We start from the raw sequence: 7,916 nt of genomic DNA, 5'->3' as shown, positions 1-7,916 counted from the left end.
GCGCTTCGACCAGCTGGTGGGCCAGAAGGCCGTGGCCGACACCCTCAGCCAGGCCCTGCTCCAGAACCGCATCGCCCCGGCCTATCTGTTCAGCGGCCCCCGGGGCACGGGCAAGACCTCCAGCGCCCGGATCCTGGCCCGCTCGCTCAACTGCCTGGCCAGCCCCGCCCCGACCCCGGAGCCCTGCGGTCGCTGCCAGCTGTGCACCGATATCGCCGCCGGCAACGCCCTCGATGTGATCGAGATCGACGCCGCCTCCAACACCGGCGTCGACAACATCCGCGAGCTGATCGAACGCTCCCGCTTCGCCCCGGTCCAGGCCCGCTGGAAGGTCTACGTGGTGGACGAGTGCCACATGCTCTCCACCGCCGCCTTCAACGCCCTGCTCAAGACTCTGGAGGAACCCCCGCCGCGGGTGGTGTTCGTGCTGGCCACCACCGATCCCCAGCGGGTGCTGCCCACCATCCTGAGCCGCTGCCAGCGCTTCGATTTCCGCCGCATCCCCCTGGAGGCCCTGGTGGGGCATCTGCAGTGGATCGCCGCCGAGGAGTCCATCGGCATCACCCCGGAGGCCCTGCACCTGGTGGCCCAGCGCTCCCAGGGGGGTCTGCGGGACGCCGAGAGCCTGCTCGACCAGCTGAGCCTGCTGCCGGCACCGATCGCCGCCGCCGCGGTCTGGGACCTGCTGGGGGCGGTGCCGGACCAGGAACTGCTGCGGCTGGCCGGCGCCATGGCCGCGGCCGATCCCCTGCAGGTGGTGGAGGGCTGCCGCGAACTGCTGGATCGGGGGCGGGAACCGGCCGCCGTGCTCCAGGGGCTGGTCAGCCTGCTGCGCGACCTGCTGCTGGCCGGGGTGGCACCGGATCGGCTGGAGCTCACCAGCGTGTCACCGGAGCTGCGGCCGCAGCTGCCCGAGGTGGCGCGCCAGATCGGCAAGGCGAGCCTGCTCCGGTGGCAGTCCCAGCTCAAGGGCAGCGAGCAGCAGCTGCGCCACAGCGTCCAACCGCGGCTCTGGCTGGAGGTGCTGCTGCTGGGCCTGCTCGCCGAGCCGGCCGTCGGCGCCTCCCCCTCGGCCGGTCCCGCCCACGCCAGCGCCGAGGTCCAGCGGCCGGTCCGCAGCGTTGGGGCCGGAACGGCGGCAGCGCCGCCAGCGGCGCCACCCGAGCCCACCGCGGCCCAGATCCCGGCGGTGATCCCGGAAGCCGCTGCGGAGGTGGCGGCACCCGCCCACGACAACCTGGCGGAGCTGTGGCAGCAGATCCTGGCCGGCCTGGAGCTGCCCTCCACCCGGATGCTGCTCTCCCAGCAGGCCCAGCTGCTGCGGCTTGACGAACGCCGGGCGGTGGTGCGCGTGGCCGGCACCTGGATGGCCATGGTTCAGAGCCGCCTGCCCCTGCTGGAGAAAGCGGTGGCCAGTGCCCTGGGCAGCCCGCGGCAGCTGACGCTGGAGGCCGGGGGGGACACCCTTGCGACACGGCCAGCGACGCAGCCCCCACCGCCGGCCCGAAGCGCCCCCCCACCCGAGCCGCCCGTGGCTGCCGCCAGACCGCCGGCGCCCACCCCGGACGCCCCTGCGGCGCAACCCCCATCTCCGGCGCCGCCGTTGGTTGTCGAGGAACGCCCCAGTGAGACCAAACCGACGCTGCCAGCCATGGCCTCGGCCATCGACACGCAGGCCGGCCGCCTGGCTGAGTTCTTCAACGGCGAAGTGATCAGCGGACTCCAGGCGGATTCCGAAGAGAACTGAGGCCTCAGGGCACGCCACGCGACGGGGGGCCAGAAGCAGGGGACCTGCCTGGCATCCCTTCACCCATGGCTGGCTTCGGAGGCCAGTTCGGAATCGGCATCCATGGCGGCGTCCACGGCGACCGCGAGTGACGGTTCACCGTGCTCCTGCCCCAGGTGAAGCGTCTTGACCCACACCAGCTTCTTGGGCAGCAGCGCCATCTTCAGCGTCACCCAGGGAATCACCACGAACCAGTGGACCAGGTAGAGGATGCCCAACCCGGCACTGAAGGGGTTCATCGCCGGCAGCGGGGGCCCCTCCGATGGCCGCCGGCAACCCGTGGCGATCGCCAGGCCCGAGAGGGCCAGGGCCACGATCGAGAACGGCCACATCGTGGGGGCCGTGCGGGTGAGAACGGTGCCGATCAGGTCGGCACTGGCCACCACCGGCAGCACGTACTGCAGCAGGAAGAAGCAGGTGAGATCGAGCTTCTGGCTGAACGTGAGCCGGTCGGAGACCAGACCGGAGCCGTAGTCGAAGAACCGCTGCAGGCCGCCCTCGGCCCAGCGCTGGCGCTGGCGCCACAGGGCCGGCAAGGTCAGCACCGCCTCCTCCTGCACCGGAGGATCCCAGAGCACACCGATCGGCAGGCCCTCAAGCAGGAAGCGGAAGCTGAGGTCGAGGTCGTCGGTCACGGTGTCCTCGTTGAAGCCCCCGACCTTCAGGAGCGCCTCCCGGGAGAGCAACTGGCCATTGCCCCGCAATTCGGCCACCCCGCCGTTGGCCAGGCGCCCCTCCTGGATCATGGCGTCGAAGGCCATCTCCATGGCCTGGGCGCTGGTGAGCAGGTTGGTCTGGGCGTTGGCCACCGCCTTGCGCAGCTGCACCGCCGCCCAGCCGCCGGCCTCGGCCCAGGGCACGAGGCGTTCGAGCACGTCGGACTGCAGATCGGCATCCGCATCCAGGACCAGCATCCAGCGGCCGTCCAACTGCTGCAGCACCAGATTCAGGGCCCCGGACTTGCCGCCGCCCGCATCCCGGGGGCGGCGCAGCACCCGCAGGAAGGGATGGCGCCCCTGGAGCTCGGCCAGCAGCTCGGGGGTGCGGTCGTCGCTGCCGTCATCCACCACCCACAGGGTGAGCTGGCCCTTGGGCCAGCGCAGGGCTGCGATGCGCTCCACCAGACGGACAATCACCGCCTGCTCGTCGCGGGCGGCCACCACCACGTCGACGGCTGACGGGGGTGCGGCAGGTGAAAGCACCGGCGGGGGTGTTTCGCTGCCACTGCGGCGGAAGGCCTGCAGCAGAACGGTGCGCAGGCTGTAGCCCCCCAGCAGGGTGGCCAGGGTGATGGCCGGCACGAGGCTGCGACCGGGAGGCAGCCAGTGGGGGGCGATCCCTACCAGGCCACAGCAGGCGAGGAACAGGGCCGCCTTGGCACGGCGGCGATCGCTGTCACTGCCGCCGGCAGCCATGGTGAACCTCATCCAGGCCGTGACTCTAAGGGGAATCGCCGCCGGCACCGAGGGGTTGCAACGTGGTGCCGGGGTAGTAGTGGGCCAGGATCCGGCGCGTGCTCCAGCCGCGGCCGGCCAGATCGATCGCTCCGGCCTGGGAGAGACCGGCCCCGTGGCCGAACCCCCCGCCGACCAGCTGCCAGACCCCCGCTCCCGCCGGCTGCAGGGTGAACAGGGTGCTGGGCAGGCTGCGCAGGGTGCGGCGGATGGCATCCAGCCGCAGCACGGTGCGGCCATCGGTTCCCTGCACCTCAAGGGCCAGCACCCGGCCGCTGGGGCCGCGGGCCAGCACCTTCAGGGCCGTGGGCCGCCCCACCCCCCGCTCCGGCCCGAGGGCGGCGGCGATCTGGGCGGCCGTGAGCTGCCGCTGCCAGCGGAAGACGGGATGGTCGGCCCCCCAGGCCGCCCGCCCGTCCTGCAGCAGCGCCGGCAGGGCCGTGGCGGCCAGGGGCACGGGGAACCGCGCCTGGAAGGGGGCGGGCCCGTCGGGGAAGGGGGTCAGGTAGGGGACCGGCGCACCGTTCCAGGCCTCCGGATAGGCGGCGCTGACGCCACCGTTGCTGGCGTGATACACGGCGTGGATCGGTCCATCGGCGCCCATCAGCACGGCCAGCCTGGTGGCGGCGATCGCCTGGCGCACGGCGGCGCCGGCGTGGCGCGGGTCGCTGTACACCTGGCACTGGGTGTCGGCGCAGAGGTGATAGCCATCCACCACGAAGCGGTGCTGGTTGCGCACCGCCCAGGTGCGGGCCAGCACGGCCTGGGCCTCGAGCGCCGCTGCCGGCACCCCGGCACCGATCTCGTGCGGCACCACACCCTCCAGGTAGCGCTCCAGGGGCACCTGCTCCACCAGGCTCCAGCCGCCGTGCGCATCGGCCAGCAGCTGGAACGGGCCGGCGTAGGCCCCCTGCTTCCAGAGCAGGCCTCCGGGGGCCTCGATCCGGATCGGAGACGCCAGGGGCACCACCCCCTGGGTCCGGCGCAGCTCCAGCCCGACCCGCTCGCTGGCGGTCCGCTCGAAGCCCGTCAGCCGCACGCCATCGGGGAGGGGGGCGGGATCCGGCGCCCCGGCCGGGGCCCACACCTCCCAGTCGCGGGGACGGGCGATCGCGGCCTCCACCCCCATGGCACGCCAGAGGCCGGCCGCCTGCTCGGCGCTCTCAAAGCTGGCGAAGGGCCCCATCACCCGGCGCCGCAGTGTCCTGGGTTGGGGCAGGACCTCGCGGCTCCAGTGCAGCACCAGCTCAGGGGACTGGAAGCGCTGCCCACTGGCATCGACCAGGGTCAGCAGACCGCTGCGGCTGCGCAGCCGCATGGGCTGGGCCGCCTTTGCATCCGCCGGCGCCGGACCCAGCCGTGCCGCCAGGGCCACCCACAGCACCGGGTTGGCCGCCGTCAACGGGGCGGGGCGGGCCACCGGCCAGTGCATCGGGGTCGAGGGCCCAGGGGCAGGGGTGTCGGAGGCGGGAGCGCCCGGAGCGGGGGGCGGCGGCGGGGCGGGCGGCCCCTGGTCGGCCCGGCAGCCGGCCGGGAACAGGAGCGCCATCACCAGCAGCAGCCTGGTCAGAACGGGGGGACGCAGCGACATCGGCACGGCAGGGGGGTTGGAGGGGGGTACACCCGCGTCGTAGTGTGCTTGTTTGTGCCTGCGCCTACCGAGATGCCGAAGCTCAAGACCCGCAAAGCGGCCGCGAAGCGGTTCAAGGCCACCGGCACCGGAAAGTTCATGCGCCGGCGTGCCTTCCTCAACCACCTGCTCGACCACAAGAGCCCCAAGCGCAAGCGCTATCTGGGGACGATGGCGGTGGTTGACGATCGCGACCACGACAACGTGGCCCGGATGCTGCCCTACGCCGGCTGAGTCCGGTTGAGCTCCTTCCGGAGTTTCCGCCTGCCTGTTTTCCACTCCGTTTTCCACCCCCAAGATCACCTCCCATGGCCCGCGTCAAGAGGGGCAACGTCGCCCGCAAACGCCGCAACAAGATCCTTCGTCTCGCCCGCGGCTTCCAGGGGAGCAACGGCAGCCTGTTCCGCACCGCCAACCAGCGGGTCATGAAGGCCCTCTGCAACGCCTACCGCGACCGTCGTCGCCGCAAGCGTGATTTCCGCCGGCTGTGGATCGCCCGGATCAACGCCGCCGCCCGCATGAACGGCCTCAGCTACAGCAAGCTGATCGGTGGCCTCAAGCGGGCCGACGTGCGCCTGAACCGCAAGATGCTGGCCCAGCTGGCCGTCGCCGATCCCTCCAGCTTCACCGCCGTGGCCACCGCGGCAGGCCACTGACGCCGTCCTCCCAGTTCCGACCGTACGGCCGGCTCCGATGAACGACCTGCGGCCCCAGGCCTACCTGCTGGGACTGATCGCCCTGCTGGGTGTGGCGGCCGTCGTGGTCGCCCGCCAGATCCTGCGGGTACGCCGCGACGAACTCGCCATGGCCCGGCTGGGGGGTAACGACAAGGCCGGCGGTCCCCCCCGGGATGTCTCCACCCTGTACGAGCTGGCGTCGGTTCAGTTGCGCAAGCGCCTCTATGCCGAGGCACAGGTGAACCTCAAGCAGGCCCTGAAGCTGGCCGACGCCGAGAGCGCCCCCGCCGAAGCGAGGGCCCTGATGGAGAACGCCCTCGGCTTCACCCTGGCGGCCCAGAACAACTACGCCGCCGCCGTGCGGCACTACCGGGCCGCCCTGCGGGCCAAGGCCGACTACCCGGTGGCGATCAACAACCTGGCCTTCGCCCTGGAGAAGCAGTCGAAGCCGGACGAAGCCAGGAGCCTCTACGAGCGGGTGCTCCAGCTGGAATCCACCAACAAGACGGCCCGCAAACGGCTCTCCATCATCGAACGTCGCAGCGGCCAGGAGGCCGGCGGCAAGGCCTCCTGAGAGGCTGATGCCGGGCTCACCAGAGACCGCGCACCGGTGCTTCACCCGTTGGGCCGGCAGGCCGGGCTGCGGTCGATTCCGGAATCAGCTGCAGGCGCCCCCCCGGGGTCGTGAGGCGCGGAGCGCGCCAACCACTCAGGGACAGGCCCTGCACGCTCTGAAAGGCGCCACCGGGCTCCAGGGCGCCGCCGAGGGGATCCCCCAGCACCAGCAGATCCAGCTGGTCCGACTTGGCGTTGAGGTTGCCCTGCACGGGTGACTCGACCCCGCCGATGGCCATCGCACCACGCAGATCCACCATCTGGCCCATCGGTGTGGCCCCATCGATGCGCAGCTGGACAGGCACGACCGGACCGCCACTGAAGGACTGGTAGCGGCCGTTCCAGCGGCGGGGCATCTGCTCGGCGATCAGGCGGGCCCGGGCGATCGGATCGAAGGTCTCGACCTCGCCGACGGCGCCGCCCTCCTGCTCGATCCCCTGGATCACGGGAGCAGTGAAGGGCACGAACCCATCGGCCGGCTGGGGGCTGGCGGCAAGCACCGGGCTGGCGGCGAGCAGCAGGGGCAGGGCGGCCAGAGGCACCGGCATGACGTGGGTCTCGTAGGCAAGGGGCAGACTAATCGGGATGCGTCCGTCCGCCGCAGGCCTCCGACCTTGACCGCCATCGCCCCCCCTGCCTCCCACGACGATCTGGTGATCGCCGGCCGCCGCTTCCGCAGCCGCCTGATGACCGGCACCGGCAAGTACCCGAGCCTGGAGGCCATGCAGGCCAGCCTGGAGGCCAGCGGCTGCGAGATCGTCACCGTGGCGGTGCGGCGGGTGCAGAGCGGCGCCCAGGGCCACGGCGGCCTGATGGAGGCGATCGACTGGAGCCGGATCTGGATGCTGCCCAACACGGCCGGCTGCGCCACCGCCGAGGAGGCGGTGCGGGTGGCCCGGCTGGGCCGGGAGCTGGCCCGCCTGGCCGGCCAGGAGGACAACAACTTCGTGAAGCTCGAGGTGATCCCCGATTCCCGCCACCTGCTCCCGGATCCCTTCGGCACCCTCGAGGCCGCCGAACAGCTGGTCAAGGAGGGGTTCGCCGTGCTGCCCTACATCAACGCCGATCCCCTGCTGGCCAGGCGACTGGAGGAGGCCGGCTGCGCCACGGTGATGCCGCTGGGATCGCCGATCGGCTCGGGCCAGGGCATCCGCAACGCCGCCAACATCGCCCTGATCATCGAAGGCGCCGGTATCCCGGTGGTGGTGGATGCGGGCCTCGGGGTGCCCAGCGAAGCCGCCCAGGCGATGGAGATGGGCGCCGATGCCCTGCTGATCAACAGCGCCATCGCCCTGGCGGGGGATCCGCCGGCGATGGCCAGGGCCATGGCCCTGGCCACCGAAGCCGGCCGCACCGCCCTGCTGGCGGGCCGGCTGCCGCAGCGGGCCGAAGCCCGGCCCAGTTCACCGCTGGAAGGGCGTGTGACGAACCATTGACGATCGGACCGATCCTGGCCGCCCTCCATAGGGTTTGGCGCACACCGATCCGACAGCCATGCAGGTCACCGAAGAAGACGGCGGCAAGCTGAACGCCTTTGCCAAGGAGCCCCGCATGGTGCTCCAGGAGCAGGGGGAAACCAGCGGCGCCAACCGGATGCTGCTGATCGGCGGCCTCGTGCTGGTGGCCGTGATGGTGGCGGTGGCGGCCGGCATCAGCTGAGACCGGAGGGCCATCGGAGGCCTGTAGTAGCTTGCCCGTCTGAGCACCTGCTCGTTCAGGAGTCTGGGGTGAAGGGTCTCGTTCTCGGCGGCGAC

Annotated in this window: 9 protein-coding genes; 6 read left to right on the top strand and 3 right to left on the bottom strand. The window is 71.9% G+C overall.

Going from position 1 to position 7,916, the window contains the following annotated elements; all coding sequences use genetic code 11:
* Positions 1-1,747 (top strand): DNA polymerase III subunit gamma/tau (locus KBZ04_RS11665; RefSeq protein ID WP_254992086.1); only part of this gene is annotated, 1,747 nt, incomplete at its 5' end.
* A 59-nt stretch (positions 1,748-1,806) separates the two neighbouring features.
* Here the strand turns inward: KBZ04_RS11665 and KBZ04_RS11660 are convergent.
* Together KBZ04_RS11660 and KBZ04_RS11655 are read right to left on the bottom strand one after the other, a co-directional pair.
* Entirely contained in the window at positions 1,807-3,201 is a 1,395-nt protein-coding gene (locus KBZ04_RS11660; protein WP_254992085.1) for a glycosyltransferase, read from the bottom strand.
* Between the two features lie 25 nt (positions 3,202-3,226).
* Complete coding sequence (locus KBZ04_RS11655) at positions 3,227-4,831, bottom strand: SpoIID/LytB domain-containing protein (protein ID WP_254992084.1); 1,605 nt, start codon at positions 4,829-4,831, stop codon at positions 3,227-3,229.
* A gap of 72 nt (positions 4,832-4,903) precedes the next feature.
* Between KBZ04_RS11655 and rpmI the strand changes: the two genes are divergently transcribed.
* The 3 genes from rpmI (at position 4,904) to KBZ04_RS11640 (ending at position 6,121) form a co-directional block, all read left to right on the top strand.
* Positions 4,904-5,104: a 50S ribosomal protein L35 gene (gene rpmI / locus KBZ04_RS11650; protein ID WP_015109851.1), complete on the top strand. Its 201-nt coding sequence runs from the start codon at positions 4,904-4,906 to the stop codon at positions 5,102-5,104.
* Between the two features lie 74 nt (positions 5,105-5,178).
* Positions 5,179-5,526: a 50S ribosomal protein L20 gene (gene rplT, locus KBZ04_RS11645; protein WP_254959258.1), complete on the top strand. Its 348-nt coding sequence runs from the start codon at positions 5,179-5,181 to the stop codon at positions 5,524-5,526.
* Positions 5,527-5,563: 37 nt separating this feature from the next.
* Positions 5,564-6,121 carry a tetratricopeptide repeat protein gene (locus KBZ04_RS11640; RefSeq protein ID WP_254992083.1) on the top strand — a complete coding sequence of 186 codons (558 nt, stop codon included), beginning with the start codon at positions 5,564-5,566 and terminating at the stop codon, positions 6,119-6,121.
* 16 nt (positions 6,122-6,137) lie between these two features.
* On the opposite strand, the gene KBZ04_RS11635 is transcribed toward KBZ04_RS11640, so the two are convergent.
* Positions 6,138-6,710, bottom strand: a complete 573-nt coding sequence (locus tag KBZ04_RS11635) for a hypothetical protein (RefSeq protein ID WP_254992082.1) — start codon at positions 6,708-6,710, stop codon at positions 6,138-6,140.
* 66 nt (positions 6,711-6,776) lie between these two features.
* Here KBZ04_RS11635 and KBZ04_RS11630 point away from each other — a divergent pair, with 66 nt between their 5' ends.
* Positions 6,777-7,598, top strand: coding sequence for a thiazole synthase (locus KBZ04_RS11630; RefSeq protein ID WP_261351083.1), 822 nt, complete (start codon positions 6,777-6,779; stop codon positions 7,596-7,598).
* A 58-nt stretch (positions 7,599-7,656) separates the two neighbouring features.
* Positions 7,657-7,821 (top strand): photosystem II assembly protein Psb34, encoded by a 165-nt coding sequence (gene psb34 / locus KBZ04_RS11625; RefSeq protein ID WP_015109856.1) that lies wholly within the window; start codon positions 7,657-7,659, stop codon positions 7,819-7,821.
* Positions 7,822-7,916: the final 95 nt, after the last annotated feature.

Origin of the sequence: Cyanobium sp. N5-Cardenillas (genome assembly GCF_024345515.1) — a bacterium.
Lineage (GTDB): Bacteria > Cyanobacteriota > Cyanobacteriia > PCC-6307 > Cyanobiaceae > Cyanobium.
This window is presented reverse-complemented; position numbering and strand designations above follow the sequence as displayed.